This window comes from Bdellovibrio bacteriovorus, assembly GCF_001592755.1.
GTDB classification, from domain to species: domain Bacteria; phylum Bdellovibrionota; class Bdellovibrionia; order Bdellovibrionales; family Bdellovibrionaceae; genus Bdellovibrio; species Bdellovibrio bacteriovorus_E.
Genome location: NZ_LUKF01000016.1, coordinates 78,764 through 98,360, shown reverse-complemented (window position 1 = coordinate 98,360; position 19,597 = coordinate 78,764). Strand labels below are relative to the sequence as shown.

Genomic DNA, 19,597 nt, shown 5'->3' with positions numbered 1-19,597 from the left:
ATTCTAATCTCCTCTGAATTATCACCGCCGGCTCGGCTCCTCCCACGAAAAAGCGTCACGCTTTTTCGTCCCGAAGCCGGGGCCTGCAAAGTTTTAAAATTAAATGACTAAACTATGTCTAGTTAAGGGCCAGTCTTTTCTGAAATTGATGCAAACAAATTATTATTTTTAATAACATACAAATCTGTTTATCCACATATGTTTGGGAGATTGTATGAGACTTAGTAAGTTGGAAATATCTAATTATGGTCCAATCGGAAGTACTGGATGCAAGATAAAGATCGATAATATTGTGGTTCTAGTCGGACCGAATAACGTGGGGAAATCTACGATATTAGATGCTTATGAGGCTTTTGCATCTTCAGGACAAGGCATAGCTAAAGAAAAATTTTTTAATAAAGAACCCCTTTCTCCAGTGATAATTGCTGGTGAGTTCTCGCACGTTACGACTGAAGATTTAAAAACTCTTGGCGATAACTGGAAATATAAGGATGAGGATGGACATGATAGCATTAAAGTACGGTGGATCTGGGAGACCCCTGGTTCTTCAGGAAAAAAGCAAAGCTGGGACCCCAAAAAAAATGACTGGATTGATGGAGGCGTTGGTGGATGGGATTCACTTTTAGTAAGTAGAATACCTGTTCCTTTGAGGATTAAAGCAACAGATGGTCATGAGAAAATAGAGGAAGCTGTTGTAGGTCTATTAACTGAAGCTATCAAGACTGCCATAAAGTCTGATGCCGCTAATGTTGGTAAGATCGTAGAGGAAATAAATACGTTAACGAACCAACTAGGGGAACAGTTAAAAGAAGAGGCTGATAAAGTATGTAATTTGATTTCTTCCAAAGTAGAAAATGTCTTTCCTGGTTATAGAATTAAATTAAGTCCTGGATCTGGTAAGTTTGAAGCCGAAAAGGTTATTGGAACGGGATCTTACTTAACAATAACGTCTGATAAAAATACAGGAATAGCATTGGCGAATCAGGGAAGTGGAGTTCAGCGTACTTTTCTTTGGTCTGCGATTTCAGCATTGGCCGAAGAGGGAAAATTAAAAAAAGGAAAGAGCGTAGTTAAAGCAGATAAGTCAAGAATTTTACTCATCGACGAACCAGAGTCATTTCTTCACCCGCCGTTAGTAAGACTTGCAAGAGAGGCACTTTATAGCCTTGCTTCGGTGGATGGATGGCAAGTAATGGCTGCAACGCACTCGCCGGTTTTTATCGATGTATCCAAGCCTCATACCACAATTGTTGCTATTAAAAACAATGCTGAAACAAGCGCATTTTCAGTAAAAGAAAATACTTTTACCGATGACGAAAGAGAAAATTTAAGAATTATTCGAAGTTGTCATCCAACGATTAACGAATTCTTTTTCGCAAGAAAAGTAATTCTTGTTGAAGGAGAGACAGAAGCTACTGTCTTTAGTCACCTATTTCAAGATGAACTTCATAGACATGAACTCGTGATAATCAACTGTATGGGAAAAGCAAATTTAGTATTGTTCGCGAAAATCTTAAATCAATTTGGAACTCCATATATAATTATGCACGATACTGACGCGCCTAAAGCAATTAGAAAAAAGAAACCAATTGCCAATGCAATGTGGAGAGAGAATGAGAAAATATTTGAGATAGTTGAACATGCGAAAACGCTGGGTGTTTTGGCCGAAGTAATATCTAGTATTCCAGATTTTGAGAGAGCTTATTTCGATGAGGAGATCTCCGAAGATAAACCTTTTTTCGCACATAAAAAAATGACTTCGGAAGAATTTAAAAAAGAACAAGGCCACTTAAAAATGCAAAAACTTAAAGAAGGAATACTTAAAGAAGACACGGCCATTCTCACAGCTAGCTTTTCTGATATGGAAAAAAAATTAAAGGAATGGGTGCAGAAAAATGGCTATGAAAAAGAAGAAATATGGCAATTTTCCTAATTCATAAGTATTTGAATTTATTGATGAAAAATGAAAATGGATGGGGTAGCAGGACTCGAACCTGCGAATGACAGAATCAAAATCTGTTGTCTTACCAACTTGACGATACCCCAATTAGAAGACTTACGAATCGCTAAATTACGGATTTTGCCCTGCAAAAGCAAGAAAAGATTCAATGCGTCAACAGATCGTTAAGAAGGGGACGCAAACCAAAAGTCCCCTGGCACCTTTTGGATAAAAAAAGCCCGTCGGGATCGACGGGCTTTAAAGGTTCCATGGGTTTTATTTGAAGCCGCCTCCCTTGTCTTCTCCACACCAGAAAACAAGTTGGCGATGAGCAGGGAACTTCAACCTTAGTAATCGTCGCCGTAGTCGCTGTTAGGCGCCTTTTGGCGTTTGAGATTTACTAGGGTTTCTCCCATGGATTTTAATTCTTTTTCATAAGCTTCAAAGATCAGGTCTTCGATCATTGTTCGCGTTTCCTGATTTAACGGATGTGCGATATCGCGGAACTGACCATCTTTGCGTTTTTTACTGGGCATCGCCACGAAAAGGCCGCTAGTTCCCTGAATCACTTTCAGGTCGCGGACGACGAAACAATTGTCGAGAGTGATGGACACGTAGGCCTTAAGGCGGTCCTCATTGACTGGAAATACTTTGACCTCGGTGACTTTCATGTAGTGTCCCTTTCGCGGTGTCGTTCTTGTTGCAAACTTTGGAGCCATACTATGGTCCGTTATTCTTCTCGGAAGACCCGAAAAAAACTAAAGACCTAGGTCGAGGATTTTTTTAGTTCACATTTAAAGCCCCGGCCGCCTTGTCCCGGAGTGAGACAAAGTGCCCATTTGTATAGCATGTAAACAAAGAAATCCCATATTACGTATGCGTATTGACGCGCTTAAAATAAAAAAGCCCACTTCAAAAAGTGGGCTTTTAACGCGCCGGATTTCAAAAAAGAAGCAGGCACCTTTTAGTTGGCGGTGATGTTGATGATTTGGATGCGGGTGTTGCGGGCGATTCTGAGGGTGTTGTCGCCTTTTTTGAGGTGTTTGAGGACATCTTTGGTGTTGTCCACAGGCTTTTTGTTCACATCTAGAACTACGTCGCCGACGCGCAGGCCGCCGCGGGAAGCAGCACTTGAGCGCTCGGTTTCAATTACTACAGGTTGCTTCATGTCGGAAGGAAGACCCCATTCTGTTCTTAGTTCTGGAGTTGGATCCATCACAGAGAATCCTAAATTAAATGGAGCTTTTTGACCTTCGTAAGTTTTCGCCTGTGCTTTGACGATGCGTTTGTCTTCGGCACGCTCTGCCACGCTCACGGACAATGACATTTCTTTGTTATTGCGAATGACTTTAGCTTTAGCGGGTTTGCCAATCGGAGAATCAGCCACGGCATCCATCAAGTCTAAAGAGTTGCGGATGGTTTTACCGTTGAACTCTGTCACGATGTCGTAAGTTTTCATTCCTGATTTGAAAGCAGGTCCTTTCGGATCCATGTTGGTGATAACCGCACCACGAACATCGCCAAGGCCCAAGTACTCAGCAGCATCAGGATCCAAATCGCCCAACGCGGCACCGATGTAACCTCTCGCAATCCTCCCTTTTGTTTCAAGAATAGGAAGAATGGATTTAACTTCATCGATAGGAATCGCAAAGCCGATACCTTGCGCACGGGCATCAATTGCCGAGTTCACGCCGATCACTTGCCCTTTTGTATTCACAAGCGGACCGCCTGAGTTCCCCGGGTTGATGCTGGCATCGGTTTGAATCAAAGGAATCTTATTGATCTCTGTGATGTCGCGACCTTTTGAAGAGACAATACCTTTTGTCATCGAGTGGCCGTGACCAAATGGATTCCCGAAAGCGGCCACCCATTCGCCGACTTCGACATCTTTCGAAGAGCCAAGCACAGCGTAAGGAAGTTTTTCACCGGCTTTCGGAGTGATTTTGATAAGCGCGATATCTGTTCTTTCATCGCTTCCAATCAAAGTCGCTTCATAGACGTCTTTTGATTTTTCGCTCAGCTGAACGTTGATAACGTCAGCACCTGCGATCACGTGATTGTTGGTGATGATCAAACCGTCTTCACGAATGATGAAGCCTGTTCCCAAGCCCATTTGTTGCGGACGCTGTTGTTGTTGAGGTTGTTGCATGCGGAAGCCATAAAGCTGTTCCAACATATCTAACATCGGATCGCGACGGCCTGGCATGTTTTTCGGTAAAGCGGTGGTCGAGATATTTACGACCGCAGGATTTACGGCTTTTGCCAACTCAACAAAAAGATTTCCCGGAAGAGGATCGCTGAGTTTTAATTTCGGTGCGTCTTTTGGTAAAACTGTTTGTGCTTCAGTCACTGGTGCAACCATGGACACCGCAAGAAGCAACACTAAGAACTTCTTCATACAAAGTCTCCTTTAGATGGACACGTACTTCATTTGCAAATCACTTATTAAGTTTTCCAAAAATTTGGTTTCATCGCCAGTCAGATTTCCTTTGGTCTTTTCTTGAAGCACCAGAAGAAGGTCGATATTAAAGCGAGCCATATTCTTGTCTTTGGATGTTTCGCCAGTTTGCGGGTTCGGAGCTAGACCCATGGCCATCACGGCTGAAGAGGCAATGGACATGATAAGAACGGAAAAAGAGGCTTCTAATTTTTCACCCATAATTAAACCACCTTATAAAAACTTGAGTTGTGAAATCCCTCTGTCAAGTTAGATGGGGTAATAACCCATCAATTTTTGCAAACGCACTTCAATGGCAGGGTGGGATTTTAAAAATAAATTCTTTTGTTTAAAACCTTCGGGATTCACCATGAAAAGGTGACTGGTGCAGGGTGGAATTTCCAAAGGATTGGTCTGCGCCAAACCTTCCATGCGCCACAAAACTTCGCCCAGTCTTCCGCGATTTTCAAGAAGTTCTGAGGCCATCAAATCATTCTCAAAAAAAGATTTTTCACCAACGACAAACTTGATAATCAGCCAACCCACCGGTGAAAGCAAAGGCATGAAAAACTGCAAATTGTACGGCAGAAGATTGTCTAAGAATTGCCCCAAGCCCACGATGGAATTTGCAAGTGTGCTGCTGACACCAAAAGCAAAAGTATCTAAGCGACGGATGTGGCAAATCTGATGGGCCACCACGGCTTCTAATTCTTTTTCATCAAGCTTTTGTAAAAGTCCCGCAGTGAAACCTAAAGAGCCGCGCTTCCAAGAGTGACCCACGCAGAAGGCGTTAGCTGAAGTGTGCGGAGTGATGTAGATCGCGGGTGCCGGCATTCCCAACTCTGCCGAAATTTTTTCTACTTTAGAAATCAAACCCCAAGAGTCTTGGCCTTTCAGACGTCTTGCATTGAGCTTCGCAAGCACGCGGCTTTCTCCGTAAAAGAAAACGAAGAAGTTTAAAAGCAGCGATAGCAGAAATCCGATTAACAACCCTAGGCGTTCGCCCAACTGATAACCGACGACAAGAAGTGCTAAGCAGCTTGTAAGAATGAAGATCCAGACTTTTGTATTGTTGTTAATCATAATAATTTTGTCCCACTTTCTGTCGTCCTTGGCAAGGGTAGAGGAAGCACTGTCCTAGAAAGTCCAAGCTTGCGAACTTAATGGGAAAATTGTGAAATATAGAGGTTATCTTCCGAGGAGGAATAGGTGAGCGAAGTTGACATCATGGCTCTGAATGCTGCCATCAAACAAGAAAGCCAATTTATTGAAAAAATGATGACCGAAATCAACAAGGTCGTTGTCGGACAAAAGGAAATGGTGGAAGGCATCATGATGGGTCTGTTAACTGGTGGACACATCTTGTTAGAAGGTGTCCCTGGTTTGGCGAAAACTCTGACGATTGCCACGGTATCTCAATCAATCTCTTTGGATTTCCAAAGAATTCAGTTCACTCCGGATCTATTGCCGACGGATTTGATCGGTACGATGATCTTCAATCCGAAATCGGGAGAATTTGCTCCTCGTAAAGGGCCTATCTTCACAAACATCGTTTTGGCCGACGAGATCAATCGTGCGCCCGCAAAAGTGCAATCAGCGCTTCTTGAAGCCATGGCCGAAAAACAAGTCACGATCGGTGAAGAGTCGTACAAACTTTCTAATCCATTCTTGGTTCTTGCGACCCAAAATCCGCTAGAGCAAGAGGGAACTTATCCTCTTCCAGAAGCTCAGATGGACCGTTTCATGTTTAAGATCAACGTCGTTTACCCAGGTAAGGGCGAAGAGCTTGAGATCTTAAACCGCATGGGTTCTAACGAAAAACCTGTCGTGAATCCGGTGATTTCAAAAGAAGATCTTTTAAGAGCTTCTGCACGTGCTGACCAAATTTACGTCGACGCAAAAATTAAAAACTACATCGTAGAAATCATCATGGCTTCACGTAAGCCGGGTGAATACGGTTTGAGTCGTATTGCCAACTTAGTCAACGTCGGCGGTTCGCCGCGTGCGACGATCAGTCTGTATCGTGCAGCGAAGGCACATGCGTTTATTCGCGGTCGCGGCTATGTGACGGCGGAAGACGTGAAGGCGATTGCTTATCACGTGATGAGACATCGTTTGATTCTGACTTATGAAGCGGAAGCGGAAAATATCAAGTCGGACGACATCATCAAAGAAATCCTAAGCCAGGTTGAGGTTCCCTAGTGAGTTTACCTCCAGAGGTCTTAAAAAAGGTTAAGCTCTTAGAGATCAACACAAGGAAACTTGTGAACAATCTTTTTGCGGGCGAATATCACACGGCTTTTAAAGGCCAAGGGATGACCTTTGCAGACTTCCGTGAGTACGTCCCGGGCGATGATGTACGCAGTATCTCGTGGCCCCTTACAGCGCGAACGGGAAAACCGTACATCAAAACTTTTGAAGAAGAGCGTGAGTTGACGTTGATCATAGCGGTTGATGTCAGCGGATCGAGTGACTTCGGCACGGGTCCTTACTTTAAAGGCGAAGTGATGACTCATATGGCGGCTCTCTTGGCCTTTTCGGCAGTGAAAAATAACGACCAAATTGGTTTATTGTTATTCAGTGATCAGGTCGAGCACTTTGTGCCACCAAAAAAGGGGCGCGGTCATGTGCACCGCCTGCTTCGCGATTTGTTTTATTATCAACCCAAAAGTCATCGCACGAAACTTTCTCAAGGCTTCAGCTATCTGCAAGGAGTCTTGAAAAAACGCGCGACGATTTTTGTGTTCAGCGATTTTATGGATCAAGGATTTGATCAAAGTTTACGACTTCTAGGTCGAAAGCATGACGTCGTCGCCTGCGTGGTGAACGACGCCGCTGAATACTCGCTTCCCAAAATGGGAGTCATCGAGGTTCAGGATGCAGAAACCGGGGAAGTCCTCACGGTCGACACTTCGTCTGAGGCGTTTCGCACTCAGTATGAAGAAGCTGTTCAAAAAAACAAGGAACAGCGCGATCGCCTGCTGCGTTTGTCGCAGGTGGAACGTGTCGATGTAAGATCCAGCGAAGACTACGTCAATCCGCTGGTGGCGTTTTTTAAGAAGAGAAAATAATGGCAGCTATTCAGTGCAAGACAGAAATACCTTCCGTAGAAGGACTGAACGACAACCAACTAACGGTGGGTCGCGAGTTTCTTTTAGTCTGTGACGGGGAATTCCCGAAAGATCTTGCTCAGGAAAAATTGCATTTCAATTTAAAACCAGAAGAGAAATATCAAATCCATCTTTTGGGTTTTGAGTTTAGATCTACGACTCAAGCCGATGTCAAAGTCACGGCTTATAAAGCTGGAAATTTTCAATACCAAGATTTGCAACTCACTGACGGTACAACAACGTTGAATCTGGGACCTGTCCAATATCAAGTGGAGTCCGTCCTAGAAAAACAACAACCCGGTCAGCCACCAGTGAAGCAAGAACCGTTTGGACCGATAGGGCCTGCGTCTTTACCGGTGCCCATGTTGTATTGGGCTCTTTTGGCTGGTGTGATTGGCTTGGTCATTCTTTTGCTTGCCGGAAAAGTCTTTCGCGTGGTTCAACGTCGTAACATGCTGGCGAAGCTGAAAGAGCATGACTCTGCGATGTCGCCTTTAGCGCAATTCCACCAAAGTCTGCGTCGTCTGCAAAGAATGAATACGGTGTTCTTTGGCGGCAAAGCCGATCCGAATCATATTCCAGAAGCGATCACTTCGACGTACGATATGTTAAAGCTCTTCCTGACTCGTCGCTATCAGATGCCTGCGATGGAGTGGAGTGATCGTCTTATTTTGAAAGATCTTAAAAAGTATCACCGTGCGGTTTATGTTGAATACGGTCCAGACTTAAAGAATTTATTTAAAGAATACAATCGCGCTATTCAGGACAAAGAGAAACTAAACGAACAAGATGTTTTAAACATCACCACTCATTGTCGCCTCTTGGTTGAGAAGATGGAGAGATTGCCATGACTTTTCATTCCATAGCGGCCTTTTGGTTGATCCTTCCTTTGGTTTTAATTTTGGCTTGGGTTCTTTGGAAAAAAAGAACGAAGACACCGACTTTGCAATTTGGCTCGGTCGAGCTTCTGAAGTCAGTCAGTCCTAGTTTGCGATCTCGATTAATGAATGTTCCGATGTTGCTTAAAGGGGTCGCCCTCATTTTTGCCATCATCGCCTTAGCTCGTCCGCAAACCACGAACACAAAGATCCGTAAGAACGTCGAAGGTATCGATATCGTCATCTGTCTAGATGTTTCTGACAGTATGTTAATCGAAGATATGAAGCCTTTGAATCGTTTGGAAGCGGCTAAAGAGACGATTAAAAAGTTCATCGAAGCCCGAACTTCCGACCGTATCGGTCTGGTGGTTTTTGCCGGAGAGTCTTTCACGTTGGTTCCACCAACTTTAGATTATCAATTAATCCTTCAGCGCGTAGGTGAAATTACAAGTGCCTCCAGCGCCAAAATCAAAGACGGAACCGCATTAGGTGTTTCAATGGCAAACGCGGCGGGACGTTTAAAAGATTCTCAAGCAAAAAGCCGTGTCATGATCTTTATGACAGACGGTGAAAACAACTCAGGCACCATTGATCCTGAAACGGGCTTAGAGATCGCCAAAGGCTACGGCATTAAGGTTTACTCTATCGGTATCGGTAAAGACGGACCGACAAGAATCCCGGTTTATACTCGAGACATCTTCGGCCAAAAGATCAAAACTTATCAGCCATTTGAAAGTGCCGTGAATGATGATCTTTTAGGTCGCATGGCTTCAGAAACCGGCGGTAAATATTATCGCGCGACAAACGAAGGCGCGTTACAGAAAGTCTTTAACGATATCGACAATCTAGAAAAAACAAAAATCGACGTGAATAAGTTCACAAGTTACACGGAAGAATTTCCGCCTTACCTCGTGATCGCTTTAATCACTTATCTCGTGGCTATCTTATTAGGTCGATCTTGGTTAAGGAGGGTGCCATAATGTTTCGCTTTGAAAACATCGCCGCCTTTAACTATCTTTGGTTGATTCCAGTTATCATCGTGATTGGCTTCTTCTTTGACCGTCGCTCGCGCCAGGTCTTGCAAAGTGCGATTGGTAAAAGACTTTATCCATTTCTTTCAAGCTCCGTATCGTCAAAGAAAAGAGCTATTAAAAATATTCTGCAGCTTTTAGTCGTCTTTTTCTTCGTCTTGGCTTTAGCTCGCCCGCAAATGGGTGAAAGTCAGCAAGAGGTGAAAAGCGAAGGTGTAGAAATCATCTTTGCCGTGGACGTCTCGGAAAGTATGACAGCAGAAGACGTAAAACCTTCGCGTTTAGCGCAGGCAAAATCAGAACTCAGTCGTTTGATCGATCTGATGCCGGGAAATAAAGTGGGCGTGGTGGCGTTTGCCGGTTCTGCGGCGTTGCTGTCTCCGCTGACGAACGATCCTGGCGCGATCAAAATGTATTTAGAATCTTTAGAGCCTTCGTCAGTATCTACTCAAGGAACGAACTTCACAGAAGCTCTTCGAATTTCAAAAGAAGCTTTTGAGCGCGGTGGGGTTTCTACGGATAGCACCGTTAAGGTGACACGCGTAGTTCTGATTGCCTCTGATGGGGAAGATCACGAACAAGGCGCTTTAGATGAAGCTAAGAAAATGGCCGATGAAGGTGTTCGTATTTTCTCTCTTGCTTACGGAACTGAAAAAGGCGGGGCCATCCCAGTCCGTGACGGCATGGGCTTTTTAAAAGGCTACAAGAAAGACCGCCAAGGACAAACCATTATCACTACGGTGAAGGGCGATGCTTTAAGAGCTTTAGCAGAAGCGGGTAAAGGAAGTTTCTATTTTGCCACTTTTGGTGGTGATCAAACGAAGCTCTTAGTTGAAGACATTGGAAAATTGGAGCGCACGCAATTTGATACGACGATGGCTGTCCAATACGAAGAGCGTTTCCAGATGATTTTATTCATTGGTATTTTATTAGCCCTTTTAGAAATCTTCTTAGGCGAACGCCGACATTCTTTCCGTTTCTGGAAAGGACGCTATGAGGTACCACCGCAATGAAGAAGCTTTTCATTCTTGCCCCTTTAGTGTTTGTGGGTTGCGGGCCGGGAAGGCCGCATCTAAAAACATTGGAATTAAACCGCGAAGGCAATAAGCAGGTTCAAGCGCAAGCTTACGGGCCCGCGATGGATAAGTATCTTGAAGCTTTGCGCTTTGATCCCTTCGTGGGGCAACTGCATTTGAATTTAGGGTTGAGCTTTGAAGGTCTGCAACAAGCTGAAAAAGCGCTTCAATCTTATCAAGAAGCCGAAAACTTAGCTTTAAAAGAAGAAAAGTTAGAGCTTGTCTTTATGGCGCGTTTTAACCGCGCTCAACTTTTAGGAAAAGCTAAAAAGGTGGATGAAGCCTTGGCCGTTTATCAAAAGGCTTTGGAAATCATTCCGTCTTCAAATGAAGTAAAAACCAATATCGAACTTCTGACCCAATCCCAACAAGGACAGGGTGGAGAAAACAAACAAGATCAACAAAATCAGCAAGGCGATCAAAACCAGCAGCAACAGCAAAATCAGGATGGCAAAGATCAAAAGGATAAAGATCCAAAAGATCAAGAGCCGAAAGATGATAAAAAGCAAGTGCAGCAGTCGCCGAAATACAAGCCTCGTCCTTTCCAAGGAAAGGAACTTTCAGAAGCTGATGTTAAAAAAATTCTGGGTGAGTTGAAACAGCAGGAAGAAAAAATCCGTGCTGAATACAATCGCAAAGAAGTGAAGGAGCAGCCTCGTGACAAAGACTGGTAATTTTCTGTTCTTTCTAAGTTTCCTTATTTTTGGATTCTTCGCGCATGCCGCACCGACAGTGCAAGCGACCGTCGACCGCAATGAGGTCGGCCTTACGGACACGTTTACGGTGACTGTTTCTGTCGTATCGACGGAAGATCATGATATCGCAGAGCCGCGCATTCCGGACTTAGATGGCTTTGATCTATTAAATAGTTCTCAGTCCACGGCGGTGGCGCAGAAGCTTGTGGGAACGCCCCAAGGGATGCAGTTCCAAACTCAAAGACGTAAAGAATTCCATTACACTATGGGACCGAAGCGCACGGGGCAGCTCAGTGTGGATGCCTTTGAAGTCGTGGTAGATGGGAAAGTTCATCGCACAAAACCTATCCTTGTCACGGTGAGCGGGCAAGGTTCAGCAGGTAGACCTCAGAAGCGTCCGACCCAGCCTGGTTTCGACGATCCGTTTGAAGCTATGGATCAGGCCGATGAAGAGATCTTCAATCAGCTTTTAAGACAGCGCCAAAGACTTTTGCAACAACAGATGGGGCAAGTTCCAGATGATATTAATTGGCCTTCGGCGAACACAGGACTTCCCGAAGCAGCATTCCGAAGTCTGCCAACAAATCCCAACGAAGCCTTTTTTATTTCTGTTGAAGTGGACAAGACCGAAGTTTATGAGGGCGAACAAGTCACTGTAAACTGGTATATTTATACGCGCGGCCAGATGGAAACTTTAGATCGTTTGAAGTTCCCAAGCTTAAAAGGCTTCTGGAAAGAGATCATTGAAGAAGTCCCTTCCATTCAATTCACTGAAGAAGTCGTGAATGGAGTGGCTTGGAAGAAAGCTTTGCTCGCATCACATGCGTTGTTTCCGATCAAACCAGGTCGCGCGGTGATTGATGAATATAAAATCAAATCTCGCGTAAGAACCTTAGCGCAGTTCGGTGGTTTTTACGGAAAGCCTTACGAGTACACAAAAAGTTCGGCTCGCGTCGACATCAAGGTAAAACCTCTTCCGACGGAAGGACGTCCGCAAGATTTCACGGGCGCCGTCGGGCAGTTTGAAGTTCACTCGAGCGTTGAAAATCAGACGGCACCGGTCAATCAACCCGTCAGTCTGAAAGTGCGCTTTGAAGGGGCGGGGAATGCGAAAGTCATTGATCTTCCCGCGATTGCCTGGCCGACGGGTCTTGAGCAATACGACACTAAATCAGAATCGAAGTTCTTTAAAAACGGTCGCAGTTACAAAGAATTTGAAGTGCTGGTCATTCCTCGTCAAGAAGGCGACATGGTCATCCCCGCATTGAGTGTCAGTATGTTTGATCCGCAGTCGGGGAAGTACTACACGCGTACGACTCAACCGATCACTTTAAAAGTCGTGAATAATCCCAATGCGCCCGTAGGTTCTTCATCGCGTTTAGCTGATGGAAAGACGCCGGCGAAACCGACGGTTGTTGAAAACAAACTTCCCGATCCGGTGATGAATTGGGAACCTTCTACAGAGGCCAGTGTTCTTTATCGTCCTTGGTTGTGGGCGATTGTCTACGGCGCCATGGGCTTGGGTTTGTTAGTGAAAGCGCAAAGAGATTTCGGCTGGGGACGCCGTCGTCGTACCTTGAAAGAACTTGTTCACCAACGCTACAAACAAGTCGACAGTGCCCTTGGCAAAAATGACTACCGCAAAGTGGGCGTGGAAATGACCAATATCTTCTACATGGTTTTGGGGGAGGTTGCGGGTGAAGGTGGCGCCTCTCAGGAAATTGAAAGACTTTTGGGCTTAATGCCACCAAGTCTGCGCCGCGATCACGGTGATGATATTGCTAAGAACTTTGAGATCTTTCAAACCATGAGCTTTGCACCGGAAGAAATGCTGGGATCACTTAAAGATCCATCGACAATGAAAACCAATGTCGAGAAAGCAAAAAAAGTTATCAGCTCAGTGATTTCGGCCGTGGAAGTAAAATAAGAATCTCAAAAAAGGGGTTTGCTTAATCAGCAAGCCCCAATTTCTTTTTAATCAGCTCTAAATCTTGATTCTGTTTTTCCAGTTGTATCTTCAGTGAAGTATTCTCTTCTTTCAAAGAAGCGACTTCGCGTTTCAATGCAGACAGTTGCTCTTGAGACATCTCACATTTGCCATTGAGTTCTTGCACGGCATTGACGGTGGCCCAGTGAATAGGGTCGACGTTTAATTCTAAATACCCGTCGGGACGAACCTTGACGGCATCCGGAATTACTTTTTGTACTTCCTGCGCGATAAAGCCTGTCATCTTATGGCTCGATGAAAGCTTTAACGGATTGCCTTTTTTGTAGGTAAAACGCACGGTATGAAGTTTTAAAATTTCATTCAAACCGTATTCGTAATCGCCTTGAATATCTTTAAGTCGAATGTCTGACGTATTCGTCCAAGCAGTTCCCGTGCTTAATCCCGCCGTGCCTTCCACTTGAAGATTGTGTGTAGGTGTTGCGGTTCCAATGCCGATCCTGCCTGCAAAATACGACGGTGCAGTGACATCATTCGCCCAAATGGACCATTTCGCAGTGGCGCTGACAGAACCCAAATACAATCCATAGCCAGTGGTAACAGTTCCTCCATTTGGATTGTAGACATCGGCGTAATATCCATAGGCCTTGTCAATCGTTCCCGTGCCGTCATTCCAAATTTGACTGAAAGTACCGTAAGCATTTGTGGTGGTGCCAGCTCCGGCATTAAAGACCTGATTGAAATTACCGTGAGCATTCGTGATGGTTCCTAAACCATTATTGGAGGCCACAGTGTAAGTCCCATACTGTGTAGGCAAAGTGTTAGCGGCATCATGGGTCGTCTTTGATAAAATTCCGTATTGGGACGCCGCCGTTCCCGAGTTGGTTGAGGAAGCAAAAAGTCCGTATTGGTTCGTCACCGTCGAGCCACTTGAATTGACGGCGATCCCTTGATAGGCCGTTTGAACGGTGACCGTCCCTGAAGATGTATTTGTCACAGAGGAGCTTGTTCCATACTGGTTTCCAAGAGTTGTACTTGCACTTGCCGAAGCCGTCACCTGAAACCCTGCCTGACTGGTTGCTGTGCCTTCTTTCAAGAGACTTCCGACAATGCCGCCCACTTGGTTGCTGACGGTGCCGGACCCATTCTTTGTATTGATAACCATAAGGCCACGCGTCCCCTGCAGATTGAATGCGCCCGTGTTGGAGTTAATATCAAAGACAGCGGCGTTATATTGACCCGTGCCATTTGCAGTTTGTGTCGGTTGGTTAAGGACCAACAGACTGGCTTGACGGCCCGTGGGCAAATCGATGGCATCATTCACTAAAACCTGCGTCGGAGTGAGGGCTGCGGCCGTTGACGAGGCTGTAGCAAGCAATGAGTTCTGAACAGTAAATGGAGCCGGCGGCGCCGAAGTTTGCACTCCTATTTGCCCTGTGCCCAGGATGCTCAATCGCGCCGAATTATTTGTTAGAAGACTAAGATTGAAAGCATCTTTTAAACCCATTGAAGAGTTCGCAGAAAATGTATTTCCTCCATTAATCAAAACACCATCAACTCCCGTTGTCGGTAAATCGGAAGAAGCGATCGCACGAAAACTCGGAGCGCCGCCTGCTGTCGGCGCTGCAAAAAATGTTTTTGCTGTTTGCGAAGCATAGGTGATTTTAGAATCCGGAATCGCAATATCGGCGCAAATGTATTTATCTGTCGCTGACTCCCAATTCAAAGTCTGCGCTGTCGTACACGTTGTAGGAAAGAAGGTCGTATTGCCGGCAGCGGTCGATCGCACATCTGAGATTGTCACAAACCCCGGAGCCCAGCTTGTGCCATCAAATTTCAAAAGATTGTTTGTTGCTGTAGGTGTTGTTGAAGCCACGGCCACGCCACGAAGTTTAACGACATCAGGACTTGGATAATTCCCACCAAGATCGCCACCGGCGGCGCCCGTAGGATTTCGAGAGTCAGTAAAGCGAGTATCATTCCCCGCAGCGACCGTGTTCGCCGTCGTGCCGACATTCAAAGTCAATGCGGGAGTCGAAGTTCCATTGGTAATACTTAAATAAGAATTCGTCGAAGTCACATTGGTGACGGTTCCGCCATTAGATCCCGTCACGCCTTCACAGGTCAAAGCCGACCCGGACCATGAAAGAAATGTTCCCGCTCCGCAAATAGGAAGTCCTGTTTTAATGACAAAATCCGATGCTGATTTACCTTCTAGTTTCGCTGCAGAAAGAGCAAAAGGCACAGAATGAATTTCTAACGCAGGCGTGATCGACTTCCACGTCAAGCCATCGAAGAACTGTACCCGCAGTTTACGTGTTTCAATAGCCGCTGGTGTGACAGGAGCTGTGCCATCACAATTGATAGAAACACCACTTTGAAAAGCCTCACTCAGTTGAAAAGCTGTGGTTGGGTAGATTTTTGTGCCACTGCCAATAGAGATATCAAATACTCCCTTAGTCGCCAAAAGATTCACGCCGTTCACTTGTTCGCGGTACATGATGCAAGTCTCTGCCGCGTTCGTGATTTCAAAGCTGAAACTGACATTATTGTGTAATAAAGGAGTGCCATCGTCTTTCAGGATGCGCCCTTGGTAATTCAAAGAATTAGGCGCGGCCAACAGGAAAGACGGAATGAGTGTCCAGAGTGAAACGTTCAGAAGGATTAAAAATCTCATGTTGACGTTTCGGTATGTTATTAAGAACTCTTAACTGAGCTGTCTACTTTTGGATCGCTTAAAGGACTGCTAGCGTATATTGCTTAGGCCGTTCTCTTTGCGAGCGATCCCATTTAATTTTTGATGTAGTGATCTGAGCCAACTTCCTTGTGTCGACGCTCTGAAGAAGTTCCTTCGTTGCCGAAAGACTTTTTCCCTAAAGCCAGCGTGGACCCGTCCTCAGACACCTGAAAAATCGTGAAACGGGTTTCTCCAACGCGCGGCGGAGCATAGTCATCACAGATCATGTCGGTGACGGTTTTCTTTTCTCCCGTTTTCCAGTCTTGAAATCCGCAGTAGGCAATCATATTCAAGGCCTCTGTCACGGTGTCAGTCAAAGTCGTGTAAGAGGCTTCCGTGGCTTGAAGATCTAAATGAGTGCCATCAATCACCGCCGAAAATTTTTCTTCATAAATGATGTAAGGCTTTGCGCAGCTTTCATCTTCATAACCTGTATGCGTGAAAGTCCAATTTGCGTTTTCAATAGTTATTACCGATGCCAAAAAGTCGGTGTCGTCTTCGTAACAAGAACGTACAAAGTTTCCCTGTGGGTTGACAGTCTTTGCAAGAACAACATTTGAAACAAGGGTCAGCACAATAATAAGTGTTTTCATGAAATCGAGCTTATTAAGAATCCCGAAAATAACAAGACAAAAAGCCCATGGCATCGGTCAAAACTGTGTTTCGTCAAATTCAGAAGAGTAGAATAAGGATGTAAAGATATCGGAGGAGTTATGAAAGATTTCTCTCACTACCATAAACCCACGTCGTCGGAATTGAAACACAAACTCAATCCCTTACAATACGAAGTCACGCAGATGGAAGGCACGGAACGACCGTTTTCAAATAAATATTGGGACAACCACGAAGAAGGTATTTACGTCGATGTCGTTTCTGGCGAGCCTCTTTTTAGCTCGTTAGATAAATTTGATTCTTCCACCGGATGGCCAAGTTTCACCAAACCTTTGGATGAATCCTATGTCACAACGAAAGTAGACCGCAGTCTTTCTGTGCCACGCATTGAAGTGCGCAGCAAACTTGCGGACTGTCACTTAGGTCATATCTTTAATGATGGCCCGGCCCCCACAGGCAAGCGTTACTGTTTGAACTCCGCAGCGCTCAGATTCATTCCGGTCCGTGATTTAGAAAAAGAGGGCTACGAAGAATATCTGCCTTTATTTAAAAAGCAGAAGGACCGCGAGACTGAGGCTGGCGCGCCAGGTTATTAAGCATTCTCAATGCGCTTTCGTTTTGAAAAGGTCAGGGCTTTGTCGTTGGCATTCCTGATAAAAACACCTAAACATGCCTTCGCTAAATTAAATAACGGAGGCATTCTTATGCGTATCTTACTTGCACTTGTTATGGTGTTGTCGGCGTCTTCTGCATTGGCAGCAGGCTGCGATAAATACATCCGCAACGAACGTTTAACAACAGCGATCAAAACAGTAGCTAAGCACACTCAATGGGGTTACCAAGAAATGTGCAACCACCCAATGATCTTGGACGTGGAAGCAACACCTACTCACACGATTGAACTTGTAAACGGGGAGTACCAAGAAATCCCTCACACGCGCGTTCAACTTCACAGAGCTGAAGATAGCTGCTTGTACATGGTTCGTGATGAATCACAAACTATCACATCAAGTCGTTGCTATTCTGGCTTCTAATTTCTGAAAACAGATTTAGAAATAAAAAAGGAGTCGAAAGACTCCTTTTTTTATTTTCAGATGTGCTTTTAAAGAACTATCTAAATTCGTAACGGAAATAGAGCATAAAGATCATGTCGATTTTATTAGTTTTGATGTTCTTAAGATTGTAATCGACATAGTTCAAAAGTTTTCCATGCTTTTGCATGATTCTAAAACCGACTCTCCAGTTGTTTTTTCCTGTCGAGATATCAGCATATCCAGTGCCTTCGTAGCCTGTATTATAAAGCTTCGACTCATGCCCCAGCTCCGCACGATAAGTCAGTGATGACGGAGAGCTTTGGCACCATAAAATACCACCGACATTCGCTGCAACGTAGCTGGCTTCATTGATTGTCGAGCCGCGACCACCACTTTCAGCAAACGCTCGCACGCGGCACATATTTTTCGCCATCAGATACTCTTTAGCGATACCAACGTACAATCCCAAGATTGCACCATTGCGAGTGTCTTTGCCGTTATCTACGTTGATGGGCGTTTTCATTTTGCCATTCTGGGCCTTATTGATCAGCGCATGAAATTTCGCCTGTTGAGTGGCGCCTTCAAGATACCCACCCGGAGAGTCCGATTTAAGTTGTTGCCAACCAGCTTCCGCTTTCCAGTAAAAAGTTTTACCGCGATTTTTATCGATATTATCTAGAACGATTTTAAGAACATTTTCATTCGTAAAATGCTGGCAGACGTAACGGCCTCCATCAGGAAGTTTGTAAGCCGTTCCATCGATAGGCTGAGTGTAAAGGTCCGACGAGTATTCAAAACTCATGTAGTGACCTTGTGGTAAAAATCCACCGATCACGATTTTTGAGCCGTGCGTGTAACCGTTGTCGTCCGTCTCGGCCTCGACACCCACGGGACTCAATACATTGTAGTCGTTTGTTAAAGCTAAATAGATGCTGACTTTGCGAGGGCGATCAAAATTTTCACCAGGCAAGTAGCTTTTAAAAAGATCCGGGACATCACGAAAGTCATCAAAATCAATTTTCAAAATCGTGTTCAAGCTTTCTTTTTGAACATACAGATGGGATTTGATCATACTGGCGTCGTACGCCTTCGACTGATCGAAGGGAACTTGCCAGTAATGGTCGGGACTTGAAGAGGGCAGCTGCCAAAATGAATTCTCTTCGGCGAAGGCCGACGGAGACATAAGAAGCGAAAGAGCGAGAACCGCTTTGTGCAGCATAAAACCACCTTTTTAAAGTGGCACTAGAGTTAAAGCACAAACATGAGAATAGCTACGCGTATTCAGGGCCCGAAGTTTTTTACCAAAAACAGTCAAAACTTCAGACAGTTTTCACTCTTAGGAATTGCTGGAACGGGAGATTTTTACTCTAACAGTTCTTTAATAAAACGCGGAACCTCCGTCGAGGCCGGACCCACGAAATGCGCATCAAATGCGGGAGAGATCTCGGTGTCTTTCAAGTTGATCTCAATCTTTTTCGCTTTCCACGCCAAGCGCACAAAGCCAGCTGCTGGATATACATTCCCGCTGGTGCCGATGGAAATAAAGTAGTCGGCTTTATCCAAAGCCGCATAGATTTCTTCCATATGGTGTGGCATTTCCCCAAACCATACGATATCGGGGCGCACGCCTCCTTTACGCCCGCAGGCCTCGCAGCTTTGATCGACGGCTAAATCTTCGTTCCATTCGTAGTGCTCATCACAATGAAGGCAGAAAACTTTGTCCAGGCGACCATGCATGTGAAGCAAATTGGGCGAACCGGCCCGACGGTGGAGGTTGTCGACATTTTGGGTGACGAGCAGAAAGTTTCCCTCCCACTGGCGCTCTAATTCAGCTAATGCGAGATGAGCCGGGTTGGGCTGGATTTTGGGGTCTTTCAGTTGAGCCCGTCTCAGGTTGTAGAAGCGTTGAACCAGCTTCGGATCTCGAGCAAAAGCTTCAGGTGTGGCGACGTCTTCAATGCGGTGCTCTTCCCACAGCCCGTCTTGGTCGCGAAACGTGCGAATCCCGCTCTCAGCCGAGATTCCAGCCCCGGTTAGGATGACGATGTTCTTAAATAGTCTTAAGTCCATTTATGCCTCGCGCAAAGCCGCGGATTCGTTGAG

General features: G+C 45.2%; 17 protein-coding genes, 1 tRNA gene and 1 pseudogene. 10 read left to right on the top strand and 9 right to left on the bottom strand.

All coding sequences use genetic code 11. The features are described from left to right. Positions 1-214: 214 nt before the first annotated feature. Positions 215-1,933 carry an ATP-dependent nuclease gene (locus AZI85_RS10155; protein WP_063243969.1) on the top strand — a complete coding sequence of 573 codons (1,719 nt, stop codon included), beginning with the start codon at positions 215-217 and terminating at the stop codon, positions 1,931-1,933. Between the two features lie 37 nt (positions 1,934-1,970). Here the strand turns inward: AZI85_RS10155 and AZI85_RS10150 are convergent. The 5 genes from AZI85_RS10150 to AZI85_RS10130 form a co-directional block, all read right to left on the bottom strand. Beyond that, a tRNA-Gln gene (locus tag AZI85_RS10150) sits at positions 1,971-2,046 on the bottom strand. A gap of 240 nt (positions 2,047-2,286) precedes the next feature. Continuing rightward, complete coding sequence (spoVG, locus tag AZI85_RS10145; protein ID WP_041872822.1) at positions 2,287-2,610, bottom strand: septation regulator SpoVG; 324 nt, start codon at positions 2,608-2,610, stop codon at positions 2,287-2,289. A 293-nt stretch (positions 2,611-2,903) separates the two neighbouring features. After that, positions 2,904-4,337, bottom strand: a complete 1,434-nt coding sequence (locus AZI85_RS10140) for a trypsin-like peptidase domain-containing protein (RefSeq protein WP_063243968.1) — start codon at positions 4,335-4,337, stop codon at positions 2,904-2,906. Positions 4,338-4,349: 12 nt separating this feature from the next. Then, positions 4,350-4,598 carry a DUF1844 domain-containing protein gene (locus AZI85_RS10135; RefSeq protein ID WP_063204676.1) on the bottom strand — a complete coding sequence of 83 codons (249 nt, stop codon included), beginning with the start codon at positions 4,596-4,598 and terminating at the stop codon, positions 4,350-4,352. 48 nt (positions 4,599-4,646) lie between these two features. Then, positions 4,647-5,459: a M56 family metallopeptidase gene (locus AZI85_RS10130; protein WP_063243967.1), complete on the bottom strand. Its 813-nt coding sequence runs from the start codon at positions 5,457-5,459 to the stop codon at positions 4,647-4,649. A 144-nt stretch (positions 5,460-5,603) separates the two neighbouring features. On the opposite strand from AZI85_RS10130, the gene AZI85_RS10125 reads away from it, so the two are divergent. The 7 genes from AZI85_RS10125 to AZI85_RS10095 are packed head-to-tail and all read left to right on the top strand — an operon-like array spanning position 5,604 to position 13,093. Continuing rightward, on the top strand, positions 5,604-6,578 hold the full coding sequence (locus tag AZI85_RS10125; protein ID WP_063244337.1) for an AAA family ATPase: 975 nt from the start codon (positions 5,604-5,606) through the stop codon (positions 6,576-6,578). After that, the gene (locus AZI85_RS10120) at positions 6,578-7,447 is read left to right on the top strand and encodes a DUF58 domain-containing protein (protein WP_063243966.1); all 870 of its coding nucleotides are present in this window, start codon (positions 6,578-6,580) and stop codon (positions 7,445-7,447) included. The genes AZI85_RS10125 and AZI85_RS10120 overlap by 1 nt, the downstream gene beginning before the upstream one ends. Continuing rightward, positions 7,447-8,337: a hypothetical protein gene (locus tag AZI85_RS10115; protein WP_063243965.1), complete on the top strand. Its 891-nt coding sequence runs from the start codon at positions 7,447-7,449 to the stop codon at positions 8,335-8,337. The genes AZI85_RS10120 and AZI85_RS10115 overlap by 1 nt, the downstream gene beginning before the upstream one ends. Beyond that, positions 8,334-9,344, top strand: a complete 1,011-nt coding sequence (locus AZI85_RS10110; protein WP_063243964.1) for a vWA domain-containing protein — start codon at positions 8,334-8,336, stop codon at positions 9,342-9,344. Before AZI85_RS10115 ends, AZI85_RS10110 begins: the two co-directional genes overlap by 4 nt. After that, positions 9,344-10,408: a vWA domain-containing protein gene (locus AZI85_RS10105; protein ID WP_063243963.1), complete on the top strand. Its 1,065-nt coding sequence runs from the start codon at positions 9,344-9,346 to the stop codon at positions 10,406-10,408. The genes AZI85_RS10110 and AZI85_RS10105 overlap by 1 nt, the downstream gene beginning before the upstream one ends. Further along, the gene (locus AZI85_RS10100; RefSeq protein WP_155723988.1) at positions 10,405-11,145 is read left to right on the top strand and encodes a tetratricopeptide repeat protein; all 741 of its coding nucleotides are present in this window, start codon (positions 10,405-10,407) and stop codon (positions 11,143-11,145) included. The genes AZI85_RS10105 and AZI85_RS10100 overlap by 4 nt, the downstream gene beginning before the upstream one ends. After that, positions 11,129-13,093, top strand: coding sequence for a BatD family protein (locus tag AZI85_RS10095; protein ID WP_063243962.1), 1,965 nt, complete (start codon positions 11,129-11,131; stop codon positions 13,091-13,093). The genes AZI85_RS10100 and AZI85_RS10095 overlap by 17 nt, the downstream gene beginning before the upstream one ends. 22 nt (positions 13,094-13,115) lie before the next feature. Here the strand turns inward: AZI85_RS10095 and AZI85_RS10090 are convergent, their stop codons facing one another. Further along, positions 13,116-15,788 carry a tail fiber domain-containing protein gene (locus AZI85_RS10090; protein ID WP_063243961.1) on the bottom strand — a complete coding sequence of 891 codons (2,673 nt, stop codon included), beginning with the start codon at positions 15,786-15,788 and terminating at the stop codon, positions 13,116-13,118. A 113-nt stretch (positions 15,789-15,901) separates the two neighbouring features. Further along, positions 15,902-16,441 carry a hypothetical protein gene (locus AZI85_RS10085; protein WP_155723986.1) on the bottom strand — a complete coding sequence of 180 codons (540 nt, stop codon included), beginning with the start codon at positions 16,439-16,441 and terminating at the stop codon, positions 15,902-15,904. A gap of 138 nt (positions 16,442-16,579) precedes the next feature. Here AZI85_RS10085 and msrB point away from each other — a divergent pair. Next, a pseudogene (gene msrB, locus AZI85_RS10080) lies at positions 16,580-17,056 on the top strand (peptide-methionine (R)-S-oxide reductase MsrB); the annotation flags it as partial. Between the two features lie 108 nt (positions 17,057-17,164). Then, complete coding sequence (locus AZI85_RS10075) at positions 17,165-17,494, top strand: hypothetical protein (RefSeq protein ID WP_155723984.1); 330 nt, start codon at positions 17,165-17,167, stop codon at positions 17,492-17,494. Between the two features lie 76 nt (positions 17,495-17,570). On the opposite strand, the gene AZI85_RS10070 is transcribed toward AZI85_RS10075, so the two are convergent. Continuing rightward, complete coding sequence (locus tag AZI85_RS10070; protein WP_063243958.1) at positions 17,571-18,713, bottom strand: hypothetical protein; 1,143 nt, start codon at positions 18,711-18,713, stop codon at positions 17,571-17,573. A 143-nt stretch (positions 18,714-18,856) separates the two neighbouring features. After that, complete coding sequence (cobB, locus tag AZI85_RS10065; RefSeq protein ID WP_063243957.1) at positions 18,857-19,564, bottom strand: Sir2 family NAD+-dependent deacetylase; 708 nt, start codon at positions 19,562-19,564, stop codon at positions 18,857-18,859. Between the last annotated feature and the right edge of the window lie 33 nt (positions 19,565-19,597).

What these genes read in the sequence shown, in the direction of transcription:
- AZI85_RS10155 (WP_063243969.1), top strand. Translation starts at nt 215, where the DNA reads ATGAGACTTAGTAAGTTGGAAATATCTAATTATGGTCCAATCGGAAGT.
- spoVG (WP_041872822.1), bottom strand. Translation starts at nt 2,610, where the DNA reads ATGAAAGTCACCGAGGTCAAAGTATTTCCAGTCAATGAGGACCGCCTT.
- AZI85_RS10140 (WP_063243968.1), bottom strand. Translation starts at nt 4,337, where the DNA reads ATGAAGAAGTTCTTAGTGTTGCTTCTTGCGGTGTCCATGGTTGCACCA.
- AZI85_RS10135 (WP_063204676.1), bottom strand. Translation starts at nt 4,598, where the DNA reads ATGGGTGAAAAATTAGAAGCCTCTTTTTCCGTTCTTATCATGTCCATT.
- AZI85_RS10130 (WP_063243967.1), bottom strand. Translation starts at nt 5,459, where the DNA reads ATGATTAACAACAATACAAAAGTCTGGATCTTCATTCTTACAAGCTGC.
- AZI85_RS10125 (WP_063244337.1), top strand. Translation starts at nt 5,604, where the DNA reads ATGGCTCTGAATGCTGCCATCAAACAAGAAAGCCAATTTATTGAAAAA.
- AZI85_RS10115 (WP_063243965.1), top strand. Translation starts at nt 7,447, where the DNA reads ATGGCAGCTATTCAGTGCAAGACAGAAATACCTTCCGTAGAAGGACTG.
- AZI85_RS10110 (WP_063243964.1), top strand. Translation starts at nt 8,334, where the DNA reads ATGACTTTTCATTCCATAGCGGCCTTTTGGTTGATCCTTCCTTTGGTT.
- AZI85_RS10105 (WP_063243963.1), top strand. Translation starts at nt 9,344, where the DNA reads ATGTTTCGCTTTGAAAACATCGCCGCCTTTAACTATCTTTGGTTGATT.
- AZI85_RS10100 (WP_155723988.1), top strand. Translation starts at nt 10,405, where the DNA reads ATGAAGAAGCTTTTCATTCTTGCCCCTTTAGTGTTTGTGGGTTGCGGG.
- AZI85_RS10090 (WP_063243961.1), bottom strand. Translation starts at nt 15,788, where the DNA reads ATGAGATTTTTAATCCTTCTGAACGTTTCACTCTGGACACTCATTCCG.
- AZI85_RS10085 (WP_155723986.1), bottom strand. Translation starts at nt 16,441, where the DNA reads ATGAAAACACTTATTATTGTGCTGACCCTTGTTTCAAATGTTGTTCTT.
- AZI85_RS10075 (WP_155723984.1), top strand. Translation starts at nt 17,165, where the DNA reads ATGCGTATCTTACTTGCACTTGTTATGGTGTTGTCGGCGTCTTCTGCA.
- AZI85_RS10070 (WP_063243958.1), bottom strand. Translation starts at nt 18,713, where the DNA reads ATGCTGCACAAAGCGGTTCTCGCTCTTTCGCTTCTTATGTCTCCGTCG.
- cobB (WP_063243957.1), bottom strand. Translation starts at nt 19,564, where the DNA reads ATGGACTTAAGACTATTTAAGAACATCGTCATCCTAACCGGGGCTGGA.